Annotated in this window: 13 protein-coding genes and 1 pseudogene; 12 read left to right on the top strand and 2 right to left on the bottom strand. The window is 69.3% G+C overall.

The window, feature by feature from the left end; translation table 11 throughout:
• The first annotated feature begins 35 nt into the window (after positions 1-35).
• The 3 genes and pseudogenes from Scani_RS00775 to Scani_RS41920 form a co-directional block, all read left to right on the top strand.
• A complete protein-coding gene (locus Scani_RS00775; protein WP_246295395.1) occupies positions 36-1,025 on the top strand; it encodes a DUF1648 domain-containing protein in 990 nt (329 codons plus the stop codon).
• Between the two features lies 1 nt (position 1,026).
• On the top strand, positions 1,027-1,386 hold the full coding sequence (locus Scani_RS00770) for a GntR family transcriptional regulator (protein WP_159468962.1): 360 nt from the start codon (positions 1,027-1,029) through the stop codon (positions 1,384-1,386).
• A gap of 206 nt (positions 1,387-1,592) precedes the next feature.
• Positions 1,593-1,892, top strand: a pseudogene (locus tag Scani_RS41920) (hypothetical protein); the annotation flags it as partial.
• A 29-nt stretch (positions 1,893-1,921) separates the two neighbouring features.
• On the opposite strand, the gene sigJ reads toward Scani_RS41920, so the two are convergent.
• Positions 1,922-2,806 (bottom strand): RNA polymerase sigma factor SigJ, encoded by an 885-nt coding sequence (gene sigJ, locus Scani_RS00760; RefSeq protein WP_159468960.1) that lies wholly within the window; start codon positions 2,804-2,806, stop codon positions 1,922-1,924.
• A 334-nt stretch (positions 2,807-3,140) separates the two neighbouring features.
• Between sigJ and acnA the strand changes: the two genes are divergently transcribed.
• Both acnA and Scani_RS41625 read left to right on the top strand, forming a co-directional pair.
• Positions 3,141-5,855 (top strand): aconitate hydratase AcnA, encoded by a 2,715-nt coding sequence (acnA, locus tag Scani_RS00755; protein ID WP_159468958.1) that lies wholly within the window; start codon positions 3,141-3,143, stop codon positions 5,853-5,855.
• A 179-nt stretch (positions 5,856-6,034) separates the two neighbouring features.
• A complete protein-coding gene (locus tag Scani_RS41625) occupies positions 6,035-6,286 on the top strand; it encodes a nitronate monooxygenase (protein WP_218039150.1) in 252 nt (83 codons plus the stop codon).
• Here the strand turns inward: Scani_RS41625 and Scani_RS00745 are convergent.
• Positions 6,223-9,681: a GH92 family glycosyl hydrolase gene (locus Scani_RS00745; protein WP_159468956.1), complete on the bottom strand. Its 3,459-nt coding sequence runs from the start codon at positions 9,679-9,681 to the stop codon at positions 6,223-6,225. The two genes, Scani_RS41625 and Scani_RS00745, sit on opposite strands and share 64 nt — an antisense overlap.
• A 435-nt stretch (positions 9,682-10,116) precedes the next feature.
• On the opposite strand from Scani_RS00745, the gene ngcE reads away from it, so the two are divergent.
• From ngcE to Scani_RS00710, 7 genes are all read left to right on the top strand, one after another.
• Positions 10,117-11,556: an N-acetylglucosamine/diacetylchitobiose ABC transporter substrate-binding protein gene (gene ngcE, locus Scani_RS00740; RefSeq protein ID WP_159468955.1), complete on the top strand. Its 1,440-nt coding sequence runs from the start codon at positions 10,117-10,119 to the stop codon at positions 11,554-11,556.
• A gap of 91 nt (positions 11,557-11,647) precedes the next feature.
• The gene (locus Scani_RS00735) at positions 11,648-12,571 is read left to right on the top strand and encodes a carbohydrate ABC transporter permease (protein ID WP_159468953.1); all 924 of its coding nucleotides are present in this window, start codon (positions 11,648-11,650) and stop codon (positions 12,569-12,571) included.
• Positions 12,571-13,536, top strand: a complete 966-nt coding sequence (locus tag Scani_RS00730) for a carbohydrate ABC transporter permease (RefSeq protein WP_159468951.1) — start codon at positions 12,571-12,573, stop codon at positions 13,534-13,536. Before Scani_RS00735 ends, Scani_RS00730 begins: the two co-directional genes overlap by 1 nt.
• A 318-nt stretch (positions 13,537-13,854) precedes the next feature.
• Complete coding sequence (locus Scani_RS00725) at positions 13,855-15,054, top strand: ROK family transcriptional regulator (RefSeq protein WP_159468948.1); 1,200 nt, start codon at positions 13,855-13,857, stop codon at positions 15,052-15,054.
• A 139-nt stretch (positions 15,055-15,193) separates the two neighbouring features.
• Positions 15,194-16,288, top strand: a complete 1,095-nt coding sequence (locus Scani_RS00720) for a substrate-binding domain-containing protein (RefSeq protein WP_246295393.1) — start codon at positions 15,194-15,196, stop codon at positions 16,286-16,288.
• A gap of 292 nt (positions 16,289-16,580) precedes the next feature.
• Positions 16,581-17,381 (top strand): ATP-binding cassette domain-containing protein, encoded by an 801-nt coding sequence (locus Scani_RS00715; RefSeq protein WP_159468946.1) that lies wholly within the window; start codon positions 16,581-16,583, stop codon positions 17,379-17,381.
• Positions 17,378-18,685, top strand: a complete 1,308-nt coding sequence (locus Scani_RS00710; protein WP_159468944.1) for a sugar ABC transporter permease — start codon at positions 17,378-17,380, stop codon at positions 18,683-18,685. Before Scani_RS00715 ends, Scani_RS00710 begins: the two co-directional genes overlap by 4 nt.
• Positions 18,686-18,784 lie beyond the last annotated feature (99 nt).

Raw genomic sequence — 18,784 nt, 5'->3', positions numbered from 1 at the left:
CTATCCGAACAACTGAGAGGTGGTCGGAGGTAGTCGTGAAGAGTGCACCGCGTGCGGCCTTCTCCTCGGCCGGCCCCCGGCGGACCTGGATGGCCGCCTTCCCCTTCCTTGTCGTGATCATGACGCTCGGCGGTCTCTATGCGGAGGTGGCCGGCCGGCTGCCGGATCCGCTCGCCGGCCACTTCGACGGCGGCCGGGCGAACGGCTTCTCCTCGGCGCCCGGCTTCCTGGCCGGATGCCTTGCCGTGCTCCTCGTCCTCGGCGTCGGCTCCGGCCTGTTGGTCCGGCTGCGGGGGCACGCCCCCGAAGTGCCCTGGCTGATCGCCGCCTCCTGGGCCACCGCCGCCGGGATCGGCTACTCCATCTGCCGGACGCTGCTCGCCAACGTCGATGTCGCGGACGCCGCCGCCGTCCGGGAACCGCAGTGGCAGACAGCCGTGGGCCTCGGCGTGGCGCTGCTCGCCGGTGCTCTGGGGCGGCTGCTCGCCGGGGCGGCGCCTTTGCCGCCGCGGCGAGCAGCCGCCGCAACGCCCCGGCTCGACCTCCCCGACGGCACGACGGCCGGCTGGTCACGCACCATCAGCTCGCCCCCGCTGGTGGTCCTGGGCGTGGCGTTGCTCGGCGCCGGCCTCGTCCTGGGTGTCCTCGCCGGGTGGCTCAGTGCCGCCGGACTGCTGTTCGGTGGCGCCGCGTGCCTCCCTCTGGCCTCGGTACGGGTCACCGTCGACCGGCACGGGCTGTCCCTGTCGCCGGCGATGCTGCCCTGTCGTGTCCGTCTCCGCCGTATCCCGCTGGAGCGCATCGCGGAGGCCGGCAGCCGACGGGTCGCTTGTTTCGCCGAGTTCGGCGGCTGGGGCTACCGCCTCCGGGCCGGCGGCAGCGGCCTCGTACTGCGCTCGGGCGAGGGCATCGTGGTACGGCTGACCAATGGCAAGGAGTTCGTGGTGACGGTCGACGACGCCGCGACCGCCGCGGCCCTGCTCAATACGTACACGGACCGCGCACGGGCGCGGCAAGGAGGCTGAGGTGCTCTTCCGGGTGGACCCCGGCTCGTCCGTCCCGCTCGGTGACCAGATCGCGGCCTCGGTCCGCGGCGCCATCGCCGACGGCACGGTGGACGCCGGGGAGCGGCTGCCGGCCGCCCGCGCGCTCGCCGCCTCGCTCGGCGTGAACGTCCATACGGTGCTGCGCGGCTATCAGCGCCTCAAGGACGAGGGCCTGATCGAACTCCGGCGCGGTCGCGGCGCGGTGGTCACCGGCGCCGCCTCGCCGGCCCGCGCCCGTCTCGGCGAGACCGCCCAGCGCCTGATCGCCGAGGCCCGCAACCTGGGCCTCTCCGACGAGGAGATCGTGACGGTGGTGCGTACGGGGCTGGCGGGACGGTGAGTCGGAGCGGGGCGCGAGGCTGGGGCGGCTGACGTCGGACCGGCGCCCTCCCCTAGGGGGTGATCATGCACCCCTCCCGCGTGGCTCCGGCCCGCCCCCGTGCCCTCTTGCGTCCCCGTGCCCTCGCGCTGAGCGCCGTGCCCGTCGTGGCGCTGCTGACTGCCGCGGGGTTCGCGCCGCTGCCGCACTCGGTGGCGCGGCCGGGGCTCGGGATCGTCGACGAGCCGGCCGGCCGATGGCAGCGGCGGCGATCTCACCGGCGACCGCAGGATCGCGGGTACGGGGACGATCGACGCCGACGGCACGGTGGGCGCGGTCGGCGGGGCGGCGCTGAAGACCCGGGCGGCCCGGCGTGACGGCGCGAGTGTCTTCCCGGTGCCGAAGGCGGAGTGTGCGCAGGTGCGGTCCGCTCCGGCCGGGCTGCGGCTCTGGTCCCCGTCGCGACCGTCGAGAGCGCCGTCCGGGCCCTGCGCGCGCCGGCGAAGGGCGGCCCGGTCCCCGGCTGCTGGCCGGGCCGCCCTGTCCTGCGGCGGCGTCAGTCGTCGAGGATCGTCAGATCCAGCCGGCTCAGCCGTGCGAGGTCGGCGAGGATGTTGATCTCGACGATCTTCCCGTCCGCGAGGGTGAAGTCCATGACGGCGAACGGCCGCCCGCCCTGCGCCGTGACGAGCCCCGGCGCGCCGTTGACCAGCGCCGGCCGGGCGAAAGCGGCGAACCGGGAGAAAGTGAGCGCCTGCTCGACGACCGCGCGGGCTCCCCGGACCAGCTTCGATACGCCCTCGGGCGCGTCGCCGGCGTCGGCGCGCAGGACGACGTCCGGGTCGAGGACCGCGAGCAGCGCCTCGAAGTCGCCGCCGCGCGAGGCGGCGAGGAAGGCGTCGACCACTTCCCGCTGACGGGCGAGATCGGTGTCCGCGGCCGGGGCGGTGCCCTGGACGCGGCGCCGGGCGCGGCTGGCGAGTTGCCGGGCGGCGGCGGGCGAGCGGTCGACGAGGGGCGCGATCTCGTCGAAGGGCACCGCGAACATGTCGTGCAGCACGAAGGCCAGCCGCTCGACGGGCGTGAGGGTCTCCAGCACGACCAGCAGCGCGAGCCCGACCGAGTCGGCCAGCAGCGCCTCGTGCTCCGGGTCGACGGAGTCCGGACGGCTCACGATCGGCTCGGGGACATGGAAATCGAGCGGGTCCTCGCGCCGCGCCTTGCGCATCCGCAGCTGGTCCAGGCACACCCGCCCGACGATCGTGGTCAGCCAGCCGCCCAGGTTCGCCACGCCGTCCGTACCGGACCGGCTCAGTCGCAGCCACGCTTCCTGGACGGCGTCATCGGCCTCGCTCACCGAGCCGAGCATGCGGTAGGCCACGGCCCGCAGGTGATTCCGGTTCTCCTCGAACCGCTCCGCCAGCCACTCGTGGTCGTTCATGGTTCTCATTCCTCCCCCGTCGAGTTCCGTCACAGTAATGACGGATGTCAGGGGCCGGATGTGACATGGGGAAGCCCGGCGGCGACGCGCGCGGCCCGCTGTCCGCCGTCCGGCCCACCGAGGAGGGTGCGTGAGCGAGGACACCTGTCAGGGCATGACCAGGCCGCAACGATGTACTAGAGTTATCTCGACATCGAGATATCTGCCGAGAGGCGTACCGCTGCCGCGCCAGTAAGGCGTGCCTAACTTAGGCATACCTTAGCGGATGGGGCAAGAAGCTGTGACGGCAGCATTGCGGTGGTACGCGCGAATTTCATGCATGAAGGAGACTGTCGTGTCGGCGAACAGCTTCGACGCCCGCAGCACGCTGCAGGTGGGCGACGAGTCGTACGAGATCTTCCGGCTGGACAAGGTCGAAGGCGCCGCGCGTCTTCCCTACAGCCTGAAGGTGCTGCTGGAGAACCTGCTCCGTACCGAGGACGGCGCGAACATCACCGCCGACCACATCCGGGCGCTCAGCGGCTGGGACTCGCAGGCCCAGCCCAGCCAGGAGATCCAGTTCACGCCGGCCCGCGTGATCATGCAGGACTTCACCGGCGTGCCCTGTGTCGTGGACCTCGCGACCATGCGTGAGGCCGTGAAGGAGCTGGGCGGCGACCCGGCGAAGATCAACCCGCTGGCGCCGGCCGAGCTGGTCATCGACCACTCCGTCATCGCCGACAAGTTCGGCACGAAGGACGCCTTCGGCCAGAACGTCGAGCTGGAGTACGGCCGCAACAAGGAGCGCTACCAGTTCCTGCGCTGGGGCCAGACGGCCTTCGACGAGTTCAAGGTCGTCCCGCCCGGCACCGGCATCGTCCACCAGGTGAACATCGAGCACCTGGCCCGTACGGTCATGGTCCGCGGTGGCCAGGCCTACCCCGACACCCTCGTCGGCACCGACTCGCACACCACCATGGTCAACGGCCTCGGTGTCCTGGGCTGGGGCGTCGGCGGCATCGAGGCCGAGGCCGCGATGCTCGGCCAGCCGGTCTCCATGCTCATCCCGCGCGTCGTCGGCTTCAAGCTGACCGGTGAGCTCAAGCCCGGCACCACCGCCACCGACCTGGTGCTGACCATCACCGAGATGCTGCGCAAGCACGGTGTCGTCGGCAAGTTCGTCGAGTTCTACGGCGAGGGCGTCGCCGCCACCTCGCTGGCCAACCGCGCCACCATCGGCAACATGTCGCCGGAGTTCGGCTCCACCGCCGCGATCTTCCCGATCGACGACGAGACCCTGAAGTACCTGCGCCTGACCGGCCGCGACGAGCAGCAGGTCGCGCTCGTCGAGGCGTACGCCAAGGAGCAGGGCCTCTGGCTCGACCCGGCCGCCGAGCCCGACTTCTCCGAGAAGCTGGAGCTGGACCTGGCGACGGTCGTCCCGTCCATCGCCGGCCCGAAGCGTCCGCAGGACCGCATCGTCCTGGCCAACGCCGCCGAGCAGTTCGCGCTGGACGTGCGCAACTACGTCGAGGACGACGACGAGGCGGGCAAGGAGTCCTTCCCGGCCTCCGACGCCCCGGCCGCCACCAACGGCGTGCCGACCCGTCCGACCACGGTCACCGCCCCCGACGGCTCGACCTACGAGATCGACCACGGTGCGGTGACGGTCGCGGCCATCACCTCCTGCACCAACACCTCGAACCCGTACGTCATGGTCGCCGCCGCGCTGGTCGCGAAGAAGGCCGTGGAGAAGGGCCTGACCCGCAAGCCGTGGGTCAAGACCACCCTGGCGCCGGGCTCGAAGGTCGTCACCGACTACTTCGACAAGGCCGGGCTCACCCCGTACCTCGACAAGGTCGGCTTCAACCTCGTCGGCTACGGCTGCACCACCTGCATCGGCAACTCCGGCCCGCTGCCGGAGGAGGTCTCCAAGGCCGTCAACGACCACGACCTCGCCGTCACCTCGGTGCTCTCCGGCAACCGCAACTTCGAGGGCCGGATCAACCCCGACGTCAAGATGAACTACCTGGCGTCCCCGCCGCTGGTCGTCGCGTACGCCCTCGCGGGTTCCATGAAGGTGAACGTCACCGAGGACGCGCTGGGCACCGACACCGAGGGCAACCCGGTCTACCTCAAGGACATCTGGCCCTCCGAGGCCGAGGTCAACGACGTCGTGGCCAACGCCATCGGCGAGGACATGTTCAACAAGTCCTACCAGGACGTCTTCGCGGGCGACGCCCAGTGGCAGGCGCTGTCGATCCCGACCGGCAACACCTTCGAGTGGGACCCGCAGTCCACCTACGTGCGCAAGCCCCCGTACTTCGAGGGCATGACGATGGAGACCACCCCGGTCTCCGACATCTCCGGCGCCCGGGTGCTGGCGAAGCTGGGCGACTCGGTCACCACCGACCACATCTCCCCGGCCGGTGCGATCAAGGCCGACACCCCGGCCGGCCAGTACCTCACCGAGCACGGTGTGGAGCGTCGTGACTTCAACTCCTACGGCTCGCGCCGTGGTAACCACGAGGTCATGATCCGCGGCACCTTCGCCAACATCCGCCTGCGCAACCAGATCGCGCCGGGCACCGAGGGCGGCTACACCCGCGACTTCACGCAGGACGGCGGGCCGGTCTCCTTCATCTACGACGCCTCGCAGAACTACCAGGCCGCCGGCACCCCGCTGGTCATCCTGGCCGGCAAGGAGTACGGCTCCGGCTCGTCCCGCGACTGGGCCGCCAAGGGCACCGCGCTGCTCGGCGTCCGGGCCGTCGTCGCCGAGTCCTACGAGCGCATCCACCGCTCGAACCTCATCGGCATGGGCGTCCTGCCGCTGCAGTTCCCGGAGGGCGCGTCCGCCGAGTCCCTCGGCCTGACCGGCGAGGAGACCTTCTCGATCGCCGGCGTGACCGAGCTGAACGACGGCACCACGCCGCGCACGGTCAAGGTCACCACGGACAGCGGCGTCGAGTTCGACGCGGTCGTCCGTATCGACACCCCCGGCGAGGCGGACTACTACCGCAACGGCGGCATCATGCAGTACGTGCTGCGCTCGCTGATCCGCAAGTAGGTCCCCCGCGGCAGCAGGACGGGCCGTACCCCCTCGACCGAGGGGGTACGGCCCGTCCGTGCGTCCGGGCCCGGTCTCAGAGGACCGGACGAGAGCTGCCGGAGTTTGCGGGGCCGGGGGACTGGGGACCCTCGCCGTGAGCTGGGACGACCCCGACGCCCTCCGCAGGCGGATCCGCCATGCCGGCGGTCGTCGACGCGGTGGCGCCGGTGCCGGTCGTCGCCGCCGGAGGGATCGCCGACGGTCGCGGCCTGGCCGCCGCCCTGGCCCTGGGAGCCGACGCGGCGTGGATCGGCACCCGCTTCCTGCTCTCCGAAGAAGCGGCCACGGCCGACGCCTACCGGCTCACCCCCTGGCCACCACCGCCTTACGGCGCCCCGAGAAGCTCGACCTCGGCGAGCGTGCCCTTGCCGTCGGGCACCAGTCGGTAGTGCTCATAGCTGCCGGGCCGGCCGACGGCGAAGACCCGGGTCTGGCGGTCCCAGGCGAAGGACTCGCCCTCGCGGTGGTCCAGCCGCGTCCACCGCTCTCCGTCCCGGGAGCCCTCCAGGGTCCAGCCGGCCGGCGCCGTGGCACGGTCCGACGAGGTGAGCGTGTACGACGCGACCCGGGCGGGCCGGGGGAGGTCCACCGGAGCGCCGGTCGGTTCGGCCGAGGTGTCGGAGGTGTTGTCGAAGAGCGGGCCGGCTGTCGGGGAGGTGAGGTCGGCCGGGGGCGTGGGGACCTTGTCGTCCTTGGTGATCGACGTCGGGGCGGCGTCCGCCGCGCTGCCCCAGGCGGACGGCCGGTCGCCCATGGTGAAGTCCAGGGTGCCGCCGCGGGCGAGGAGCCGGTGCGGCACGGCGGTGGAGTGCCAGGCCTTGCCGTTCACCCGGAGGCTTTGGACGTAGACGTTGCGGGCGTTGTTGCGCGGGGCCCTGATGGTGAGATCGCGTCCGTTCTCCAGGTGGACCGTGGCCTTGGTGAACAGCGGGGAGCCCACCGCGTATTCGCCCTGGCCCATCACCAGCGGATAGAAGCCGAGCGAGCTGAAGACGTACCAGGCGGACATCTCGCCGTTGTCCTCGTCGCCCGGATATCCCTGGCCGATCTCGCTGCCGAGGTAGAGCCGCGACATCGCCTCGCGGACCTTTTCCTGGGTCTTGTAGGGCTGTCCCGCCGCGTCATAGACATAGGCGATGTGGTGCGAGGGCTGATTGCTGTGCCCGTACATGCCCATCCGGGTGTCGCGGGCCTCGGTCATTTCATGGATCACCTCGCCGTAGGAGCCGGCGAATTCCTTGGACGCGGTCTCCGGGGTGGAGAAGTAGGCGTCCAGCTTCTTGGCCAGGCCCGGGCGGCCGCCGTAGAGGTTGGCCAGGCCGCGGGTGTCCTGCGGCGCGGTGAAGGCGAAGGTCCAGGCGTTGGTCTCGGTGTAGTCGTTGCCCCAGACCCGGGGGTCGAAGGTGCCCGGCGGCAGCCGCCAGTCGCCCCGGGCGTCCTTGCCCTGGAAGAAGCCGACCTTGTCGTCGAAGAGCTTGACGTAGTTCTGGGCACGGCCCAGGAAATAAGCGGATTCTTCCTTGTAGCGGGGCTTTTTGGTCTTCTCGTACAGCGCCTTGCCCATACGGGCGATGCCGAAGTCGTTGAGATAGCCCTCCAGCGCCCAGGACATGCCCTCGCGGGTGTCGGTGCTCGTATAGCCGAGGAACGGCGCGGTGTTCATGCCCTTGCGGCCGACGCCGGGGTTCGGCGGGGCGACGGTGGCGTTCTTGACGGCCGCGGCATAGGCCGCCTCGGCATCGAAATTCACCCCCTTGGCGTAGGCGTCCGCGAAGGCCACATCGGAGCTGGTGCCGGTCATCAGGTCCGCATAGCCGGGTGAGGACCAGCGGGAGATCCAGCCGCCGTCCTTGTACTGCTGGACGAAGCCGTCGACCATCTTCCCCGCGCGTTTCGGGGTGAGGAGCGCATAGGCGGGCCAGGTGGTCCGGTAGGTGTCCCAGAAGCCGTTGTTGACGTACACCTCACCGTCGACGATCTTCGAGCCGGTGCGGGTCGGGGTGTCCTGCCCGGTCTGCGGCGAGAAGGGCGAGGCGTAGCGGCTGCGCGAACCGACCTTCTCGAAGCCGGAGTTGGGGTAGAGGTAGAGGCGGTAGAGGTTGGAGTAGAGGGTGGTGAGCTGATCACGGCTCGCGCCCTGGACCTCGATCCTGCCCAGGAGGTCGTCCCACTGCGACTGCGCCCGGTCCCTGATGCCGTTGAAGGTCGCGTCGGCCGGGATCTCCCGGGTCAGATTCGCCTTGGCCTGGTCCACGCTGATCAGGGAGGTGGCGATCCGCATGGTCACGGTGCGGTCCGCCCCGGGACGGAAGCGGAGATAGCCGGTGACGTCCTTGCCCCCGGTGCAAGCACCGGCTCCACTGGAGCGGCTGACGCCGCACCCCCCGTTGGGGAGCTTGCCGCCGCCGGTGACCGGGGCGTCGAAGACGCCGTAGACGAAGAGCCGGGTGGCGCCGACGGACAGTCCGCTCCTGACGTCCGAGAAGCCGGTGACGATCCCGCGCTCGGTGTCCAGGCTCAGCCCGCCCTTGTCGTTGACGTTGTCGAAGATCAGGCTCGCCTGGTCGCCGGGGAAGGTGAAGCGCATCAGCGCGGCGTGGTCGGTCGGGGTGATCTCCGTCTTGAGGCCGTTGTCGAAGGTGACGCCGTAGTAGTGCGGCTTCGCGGTCTCGTTGGCGTGGTGGAACGGCAGCGCACGGCCGGTGCGGGAGGCGTCCGGGGTGCCGGCCGCGGCGGACGGCATGACCTGGAAGGTCTGCCGGTCGCCCATCCACGGGCTCGGTTCATGGCTGGCGCTGAAGGCCTGGAGGGTGGGGAGGTTGTCGGCGTTGTTCTTCCGCGCGTACTCGTAGAGCCAGTCGGCGGAGCCCGCGTTGGTGACCGGGGTCCAGAAGTTGAACCCGTTGGGGACGGCGGTGGCGGGGAAGGTGTTGCCGCGCGAGAAGCTGCCGCTGGAGAGCGTGCCGCGGGTGGTGACGGCGTAGTCGGAGAGGTGGGCGAGCGGCTTCTCCGGGGCCTTGGGGCCGAGGACGATGTCGTCGACCCAGCCGCGGAAGGCCGGTGCGGTCCGCGGCGCCCTGGGCGCGTCGTAGGCGACCAGGATCCGGTCGACGGTCTTTCCGGCGGCGACCGCCCCGATCCGCGACTCCCGGTTGTTCCACTGATTGGCGTAGACCGTCTTGGACGCGCCCTGGCCGGCCGGCGACAGCGGCGCGCCGTGCTGGTCGACGGCGGACAGCTCGCTGAGGTAGGTGCCGTCGGTGAAGGCCAGATCCACGGCGGCGTGGGTCGCCGGATAGTCCGGGTCGCTCTTCGCCATCTCGGGGAAGAGCTTGTACGAGAGCGAAGTCGTCCCCGTGACGGGGACGTTGACGTCGAAGATCTTGTTGTACGAGTAGCCGTGGCCGTCCGCGGTGTGGGTGCCGGAGTAGCGCAGCGCATGGGTGCCGCTGAAGCCGGCGTGCGCCTTGGCGGTGGGGGAGTCGCCGGGGCCCGTGTCGGTCCCGGTGTTCATACCGGGAGCCGCGGGGGCGGTCTGCGGAGTGACCCCGAAGGCCCTGGGTTTCCCGTCGGGGCCGGTGTCGACGCTGTCGGACCAGTCCGGCTGCGGGTCGCCGGACTCGAAGGACGAGTGGAACTCCGTTGCCCCCGGGGGCTTTCGGGGCGGCGCGGCCTGGGCTGCGCCCGCCGGGCCCGGCACGGTGATGACGAGCAGAGCGGCCGCCGCGAGGGCGGCGGGGCGGGCGATCCCCCGCAGTGGACGGTGCCGGTGTCTGAGCCGCACGCGAGCCCTCTCAACGAGATTGACATCGTTGTCAGTTACATGGCGCCTGGATAAACAGAGATAAGTAAGGTGCGTGGGGGCTTTGGTGTCAAGGGTGCCGCTGAGATCGGTGGGCCGCCGTGTCGCCGGGCGGTCCGGCAGGGTGAGGTCCGGGCGAATCCCCTGCATGCCGGGGAGGTCTCAACTAGGGAAAGACTGCCGTCCAACCCTGCATTCGATCTTGCCCCTGCGGCCGGAAGTGGACTATACCTGTCGGCGTCCGACCGGCCGTACGACCACGGCCGTGGATCCGGGGGGAAGGCGGGAACGGATGACTGTCCCGCATTTCTCTAGCGCGCCCGGTGCACATCCCGTACAACTCAGCTTCATCTGACCCGCGGTGCCGGGGTGGCTCCGGTACACCGCCTGAGTCCTGAAGAAGGCGAGGACTTGAGCATGGGATCCACCTCTGAATTCAACCGTCGCGATCTGGTCAAGCGGGCCGCGGCCCTGGGAATCGTCGCCGTACCGGCCATGAGCATGCTGTCGGCGTGCGCCGGCGGCGGTGGGGATGACGACAACAAGGTCGAAAAAGGCAAGAAGTCGGCCAAGAATCCGCTCGCGGTCAATGAATCGGCCGGCCTCGATGTGGTCATCTTCGACGGCGGATTCGGCGACAAGTACGCCAAGGACGCACAGGGCGAGTACGTGAAGTCCTTCCCGAAGGCGGACGGCAAGGTCAAGCTCTCGTCGACCCAGAAGATCCAGTCGACGCTGCAGCCGCGCTTCAACGGCGGAAACCCTCCCGACCTCGTCGACAACTCCGGTGCGGAACAGATGGATTTCGGCACGCTGGTGGCCAAGGACCAGCTGACCGACCTCTCGGCCCTCCTCGATGCCCCCTCCGTGGACGATCCGGGCAAGAAGGTGCGCGACACGCTGCGTCCCGGCGTCGTCGAAATGGGCCAGTTCGGCGGCAAGGAAACCTGGATCCTCTACTACGCGTACACGGTCTACGGCGTCTGGTACTCCAAGAGCAATCTGCAGAAGCTGGACGCGGAATATCCGGAGACCTGGGACGACATGCTGGCCCTCTGCGCGAAGGCCAAGAAGAAGGGCGTCGCGGGCTGGACGTACCCGGGAAAGTACCCGTACTACCTGCCCTTCAGCCTGTACCCGTTCATCGCCAAGATCGGTGGCGCGGAGGTCCTGCGGAAGATCGACAACCTGGAGCCGAACGCCTGGAAGGACCCGGCGGTCAAGGCGGCCTTCGACGCCTATTACGAGCTCTACAAGAAGGGCTATGTCCTCAAGGGCTCGCCCGGCCTGGACCACCTGCAGTCGCAGAAGGCGTGGGCCGAGGGCAAGGCGCTGTTCATCCCCAACGGTTCCTGGGTGGAGAACGAGTCGGCCAAGCAGATCGCGAAGAACCCGCACTTCGACCTCGCGGTGGGCGCCCCGTCCAGCCTGTCGGCCTCCGACAAGATGCCGTACGGCACCATCTGGGCCTCGGGCGGCGAGCCGTACATCGTGCCGCGCAAGGCCCGGAACGCCGAGGGCGGTATGGAGCTGCTGCGCATCATGCTCAGCAAGAAGTCCTCGCAGAACTTCATCAAGCAGGTCTCCTCGCTCACCTCGCTCAACGGCGGCACCGAGGGCCTCACCCTCCCGCCGGGTCTGGCATCGGCGCAGGTGGCGCTGCAGAAGGCCGGCCAGAACATCGTCAACCCGCGACTGCAGGACTGGTACGTGGCGCTCCAGAAGGAGCGGATCGGTGTCGGTGCGCTGGGCGAGATGATGGCCGGCCGGATGACGCCGGACGAGGCCATCAAGAAGATCCAGAAGTACGCGGACGACACCCGCGACGATTCCAGCGTCAAGAAGTACAAGCGCTGACCGACGAGTTCGCGGGGGCACTTCCCGGCATGGGCCGTGGGGGCGCGTCACCGGTGGTGGCACACGCAGGGAGAGAACGGGATCGGAAGTCATGAAACACGGTAAGTACCGTTTCATCGCGGGGTTCTTGGTCCTCCCGCTGGCGATTTACGCGATCTTCGTGATCTCGCCGTTCGTGCAGGCCATCTACTACTCCTTCACGGACTGGACCGGACTGAGTCCGGACATGAAGATGGTCGGCTTCGACAACTATGCGCGCCTCTTGAAGGACGACGTCTTCTGGTCCGCCGTGGGCAACAGCGTGACGTTGTTGCTGCTCCTGCCGGTGGTGACGCTCTCCCTCGGGCTCTTCTTCGCCTTTATGCTCAACGTCGGTGGCCGCCGCCGGAAGAAGGCGGTCATCGGCGGTGTGCGCGGCTCGGGAACCTACAAGATCCTCTACTTCTTCCCGCAGGTGCTGTCGGTCCCGATCGTCGCGCTGCTGTTCCAGTTCGCCTACAACCCGGAGAGCGGCGCGCTCAACGCCTTCTTCAAGGCGATCGGGCTCGACAATGTGCAGCCGGACTGGCTGGGCGATCCGCAGATCGCGCTGTGGTGCGTCATGGCCGCGATGGTGTGGGCGAATGTCGGCTTCTACGTCGTGCTCTTCTCCGCCGGTATGAGCTCCATTCCGAAGGACTTCTACGAGGCCGCGTTGCTGGACGGCGCGAACCGTTTCAACACGTTCTTCCGGATCACCCTGCCGCTGTTGTGGGACACCGTCCAGACCGGCTGGATCTATATGGGCATCCTCGCCCTGGACGTCTCGGCCTTCGCCTTCGTGCAGATCATGAGTGTCGGTCCGGGCGGGCCCGACTATTCGACCGAGGTCCTTCCGCTGTACGTGTACCAGAAGACCTTCCGCGACGGTCAGGCCGGATACGCGACGGCCATCGGCGTTTCCCTGCTGATCGTGACCCTCGTCTTCTCGGCCGTCGTGATGCGGCTGGGACGACGCGAGCGACTGGAGTTCTGATGAGTGCGCAGACGGACCCCGCGGACCTCCCCGGTGTGTCGAAAGAGCAGGAGCCGCGACCGGGCACCCCGCGACTCCCCGGGCAGCGCGGCGGCGCGGGCCGCAAGGGCGACGCCCGCTCCGGCGGCGGAAGCGGCGAGGGCCGGGTCCTCAACGTCTTCTCGCACGGCGTACTGGTGATCTGGGGCCTGCTGGTCACCATGCCGCTGCTCTGGGCGGTGGTGAGCTCCTTCAAGGACGACACCGAGATCTTCGGCTCGCCCTGGGGACTGCCCTCGGTCCTGCACTTCGACAACTGGTCACGCGCCTGGGACAAGGCGAACATGGGCCAGTACTTCCTCAACTCGCTGATCGTCGTGGGCGGTTCACTGATCGGCACGATGCTGCTGGGGGCGATGGCGGCGTATGTGCTGGCCCGCTTCGACTTCCCGGGCAACCGCTTCGTGTACTTCCTGTTCGTGGGCGGGATGGGCTTCCCGGTCATCCTGGCGCTGGTCCCGCTGTTCTTCGTCATGAAGAACATGGCGCTGCTGGACACCTACCACGGCCTGATCCTGGTCTACATCGCCTACTCGCTGCCGTTCACGGTCTTCTTCCTCAGCGGATTCTTCCGCACGCTGCCCACCTCGGTGGCCGAGGCGGCGCTCATCGACGGCGCCTCGCACACCCGCACCTTCTTCCAGGTGATGCTGCCGATGGCCAAGCCCGGCCTGATCAGTGTCGGCATCTTCAACTTCCTCGGGCAGTGGAACCAGTACCTGCTGCCGACGGTGCTCAACGTCGGGGACCCGAACAAGAAGATGTTGACCCAGGGGCTGGTGGCGCTGGCGGTGAGCCAGGGCTACAAGGGGGACTGGTCCGGTCTGTTCGCGGGGCTGACGATCGCGATGCTGCCGGTGCTCGCCGCGTACATCATCTTCCAGCGGCAGGTGGTGGCCGGGCTGACCGCGGGGGCACTCAAGTAGGGGAGCGGGCCGGGACGGCGTCTCCCGGCCGGCGGCCGACGACGCGTTTGCGCCGACTTCGCGCCTCGCCGGGTCCCCGCTCCCGGGCGGCTCCGCTGCGGCGGGGCCGCCTCCTCGCGCTTCCCGGCGGACCGCCCGCTGATCATGTGTGGGCTCAACGCCTTGACGAGACTTCCCGGCTGGAGTTCTGCTTAGAGTTCACATGTTGAATCGAGGGCCGTCCCACAAGGGTGTGGGTGCGGCCGGTGGGCGGTCGTCGTGTCTCCCTCAGTCACCACTGGGAGACACCCCCGGCCCCAGACGGGAGTGGATGAGTCGATGGAGACTCCTGGGTCGCAGTCCTCGCTGCACCGGGCCAATCTGGAGCGGGTCGTACGTGCGGTGCGTATGGCGGGCTCACTCACGCAGGCGGAGATCGCCCGGAGCACGGGGCTGTCCGCGGCCACCGTCTCCAACATCGTTCGCGAGTTGAAGGACGGCGGGACCGTTGAGGTGACCCCGACCTCGGCGGGCGGGCGGCGGGCGCGCAGCGTCTCCCTCTCCGGGGACGCGGGCATCGTCGTAGGGGTCGATTTCGGGCATTCCCATCTGCGGGTGGCGGTCGGCAACCTCGCCCACCAGGTGCTCGCCGAGGAGTCCGAGCCGATCGATGTGGACGCCTCCGCCGCGGAGGGCTTCGACCGGGCGGAAGAGCTGGTCAACCGGCTGATCACGGCCACCGGGCTGGACACGGGCAAGGTCATCGGCGTCGGCCTGGGCGTACCGGGACCCATCGACGTCGAGTCCGGGACGCTGGGCTCGACGGCGATCCTGCCGGGCTGGTCGGGGACCAACCCCAGCCAGGAGCTGTCCGGGCGCCTCGGCGTGCCCGTCTACGTCGACAACGACGCCAACCTCGGCGCGCTGGGCGAGCTGGTGTGGGGCGGTGGCCGGGGTGCCGCCGACCTGGCGTACATCAAGGTCGCCAGCGGTGTCGGGGCCGGCCTGGTGATCAGCGGGCAGATCTACCGGGGGCCGGGCGGCACGGCGGGCGAGATCGGGCACATCACCCTGGACGAGTCCGGTCCGGTGTGCCGCTGCGGCAACCGCGGCTGCCTGGAGACCTTCACCGCGGCCCGCTACGTCCTCCCACTGCTGCAGCCGAGCCACGGCCCCGATCTGACCATGGCGCGGGTGGTGCAGCTGGCCCGCGAGGGCGACCCGGGCTGCCGGCGGGTGATTGCGGACGTGGGCCGTCATATCGGCAGCGGTGTGGCGAATCTGTGCAATCTGCTCAATCCGAGCAGGGTGGTGCTCGGTGGTGATCTTGCCGAGGCCGGTGAGCTGGTCCTGGCGCCGATCCGTGAATCGGTGTCGCGGTACGCGATTCCCAGTGCGGCACGGCAGTTGGGGATCGTCCCCGGCACGCTCGGGGGGCGTGCGGAGGTGCTGGGGGCGCTGGCGCTGGTGCTGAGCGAGATGGGCGATTCGACCCTGCTCGACGGTGCGCGATCCGCGGACGCGCCGGCCCTAGCGTGAAAGCGCTGAGTTCACACAGCTAACGCATGGCACCGTTGTCATCTCGTTAAGGATTTACTCCTTGACGGTCGGCTGGCGGCCGAGTTGACTTCCAGCCACCTCGGCCGCAAGGACGCGGCCTCGTCAGGGAGGCACCCCAATGAACGTTTGGACGCGTCGCGTCGTCATAGGCACCGCCGCCGTTTCGATGGCGCTCTCCGTGGCCGCGTGCGGCAAGGCCGGCGACGGCGCCAAGTCGGGCGGCGGCGACAACAAGACGATCGGCCTGCTGCTGCCGGAGAACAAGACCACCCGGTACGAGACCTTCGACCGCCCGCTCATCGAGTCGAAGATCAAGGCGCTCTGCAGCGACTGCAAGGTGCGGTACAACAACGCCTCGCAGGACACCGAGAACCAGAAGAAGCAGTTCGACGCGCTGATCACCCAGGGCGTGAAGGTGATCATTCTGGACTCCGTCGACTTCAAGGCGACCAAGTCCTGGGTGAACCAGGCCGCCAAGAAGGGCGTCAAGGTCGTCGCCTACGACCGGCTGGCCGAGGGCAAGCTCTCCGCGTATGTGTCCTACGACAACGAGAAGATCGGCCGCCTGCAGGGCCAGGCGCTGGTCAAGGCGCTCGGCGACAAGGCCAAGGACAGCAAGGTCGTCATGATCAACGGCTCGCCGACCGACCCGAACATGCCGTTCTTCAAGAAGGGCGCCCACAGCGTCCTCGACAAGCAGGTCAAGAAGATCGCGTACGAGCAGGACATCCCGGACTGGTCGTCGGACGAGGCCAACAGGAAGATGGGCGCCGCCCTCGACTCGCTCGGCAAGGACGGCTTCCAGGGCGTCTACTCCGGCAACGACGGCATGGCCGGCGGCATCATCACCGCCCTCAAGCAGAAGGGCGTCAAGGTCCCGGTCGGCGGCCAGGACGCCGAGCTCGCCGGTCTGCAGCGGATCCTCAAGGGCGACCAGGCCTTCACGATCTACAAGCAGATCAAGCCGCAGGCCGACTCCACCGCCGAGATCGCCGTCAAGCTGCTCAAGGGCGGGAAGATCGACTCCCTGACGGACACCAAGGTCGACAGCCTCAGCGGCGAGGTCAAGGGCATCCCGGCCAAGCTCTACGACGCGCAGATCGTGACCAAGGACAACATCGCCTCCACGATCATCAAGGACAAGGTCTACAAGGCGAGCCAGATCTGCACCGGCGACGTCAAGAAGGCCTGCGAGGCGGCCGGCATCAAGTAGGCCCCCGGCCGTCGGCCCCCGGCCCTCGGCTCCCGCCCCGGTCCGTGGCCACGTCTCCCGGCCACGGCACCCCGGCACCACCTCTTTCTCTCTCCCCCCGGGCCCTCGGGCCCCGGACCCCGGTCACGGCGGGGCCGCGCGGCAGTGCCCGCGGCCCCTGCCCCGGCCCTGCCCCGCCCGGCCGCGTCCCGTCCCGGCCGCATCCCGCCCCGGGCGCGGACGCCGGACCGTTCCCCGCAAGCCCCCCGCTCCACGCACCACCATCCCCGCCGTTGTGACGGCGGCGAAGGAGATGATTCACGTGTCCGCTACGCCTGTGCTGGCGTTGCGCGGAGTCTCCAAGCGGTTCGGCGCCGTCCAAGCACTCACGGACGTCACCCTGGAGATCCACCCCGGTGAGGTGGTCGCCCTCGTCGGCGACAACGGCGCCGGCAAGTCCACGCTCGTCAAGACCATCTCGGGCGTCCACCCGGTCGACGACGGCGCCATCGAATGGGAAGGCGTGGCGGTACGCATCAACAAGCCGCACGACGCCCAGGAACTCGGCGTCGCCACCGTCTACCAGGACCTCGCGCTCTGCGACAACCTCGACGTCGTCGCCAATCTCTTCCTCGGCAACGAGATCCGCACCGCGGGCGTCCTCGACGAGATCGCGATGGAGAAGCGCGCCAGGGAGCTGCTGGACACCCTGTCCATCCGCATCCCGAGCGTCCGCATCCCCGTCGCCGCGCTCTCCGGAGGCCAGCGGCAGGTCGTCGCGATCGCCCGTGCGCTGATCGGCGACCCCAAGGTCGTCATCCTCGACGAGCCCACCGCCGCCCTCGGCGTCGAGCAGACCGCCCAGGTCCTCGACCTCGTCGAGCGGCTGCGCGAGCGCGAGCTCGGCGTCATCCTCATCAGCCACAACATGGCCGATGTGCAGGCCGTCGCGGACCGTGTCGCGGTGCTGCGGCTGGGCCGCAACAACGGTGTCTTCGATGTCGAGGGCACCTCCCACGAAGAGGTCGTCGCCGCCATCACCGGCGCCTCGGACAACGCCGTGACCCGCCGTAAGGCGCGTACGGACCAGGTGAAGAAGGAGGCCGGCGCATGAGTGATCTCACCAAGCAGCCCGCCGCGGGCGAGGACGAGGCGACCGTGGCCGCCCCGCCCGCCGACGCCCCCCAGCCGGCCGCCGTCGACCCCCGCCTGCTCGTCCGCGAACAGGGCTTCACGGGCTATCTCAACGACTTCAAGCGCCGGGTGCGCGGTGGTGAGCTGGGCTCGCTGCCGGTCGTCATCGGCCTGATCGTGATCGCGGTCGTCTTCCAGCTCAAGAACCACAGCTTCCTGTCCGCCGACAGCCTCGCGAACATCGGTGTCTACACCTCCGGCCTCGGGATCATGGCCGTCGGCATCGTCTTCGTGCTGCTGCTCGGCGAGATCGACCTGTCGGTCGGCTCGGTGGCGGGCGTCGGCGCGGCGGTATGGGCCGTGCTCAGCGTCACCAAGGGCGTCAACGACTGGCTCGCCGTCCTGATCGCCATCGTGGCCGGTGTGGCGATCGGTGCCCTCCATGGGTTCTTTTTCGCCAAGATCGGCGTGCCGGCCTTCGTCGTCACACTGGCCGGTTTCCTCGGCTGGAGCGGCCTGCAGATCTGGATGATGGGCAAGGAAGGCTCCATCAACACGCCGAGCGGCAGCGTGGTGGAGAACCTCACCGGCTACTACTTCGAGGACAAGGCCGCGGCCTACGGTCTCGCGCTGATCGCGGTCCTCGCCTACGCCGGGTCGCTGCTGCTGGACAGCAAGCGCCGCAAGGCCGCCGCGCTGCCCTCCCGGCCGCTCAGCGAGATCCTGCTGCGCACCGGCGTGGTCGCGGTGATCGCCTTCGTCGTCGCCTACGTCCTGAACGAGCCGGCCGGCGCCCGCGGTCTGCCGCTGGCCCTGGTGCTGTTCCTCGCGGTCCTGGTCATCGCCGACTTCGTGGTGCGCCGCACCCCCTACGGCCGGCAGATCTTCGCGGTCGGCGGCAACGCCGAGGCGGCGCGCCGGGCCGGTATCAATGTGAACAAGATCCGGATCAGCGTCTTCGCCATCTCGGGCATGCTCGCGGCCTTCGGCGGCCTCTTCATCGCCAGCCTCTCCGGTGGCGCCACCAAGAACCTGGGCTCCGGCAACACCCTGATGAACGTCATCGCGGCGGCCGTCATCGGCGGCACCAGCCTCTTCGGCGGCCGCGGCAAGATCTGGTCCGCGCTGCTGGGCATGCTGGTCATCCAGTCGATCCAGCAGGGCCTGAACCTGCTCGGCATGGCCAGCGAGATCCAGTACATGATCACCGGTGCGGTGCTGCTCGCCGCCGTGGTGATCGACTCGGTCTCCCGCCGGACGCAGAAGACAGCCGGACGTACCTGACCGCGCCTGTCGCCCGACGGCGCCGGCCCCCACCGGGCATGATCCGGTGGGGGCCGGCGCGCGTGCGGCGGCCCACCCGGGCCGTGCGCCACGGCCCGT

Source organism: Streptomyces caniferus, from assembly GCF_009811555.1.
In the GTDB taxonomy this organism is placed as follows: Bacteria; Actinomycetota; Actinomycetes; order Streptomycetales; family Streptomycetaceae; genus Streptomyces; species Streptomyces caniferus.
This window is presented reverse-complemented; position numbering and strand designations above follow the sequence as displayed.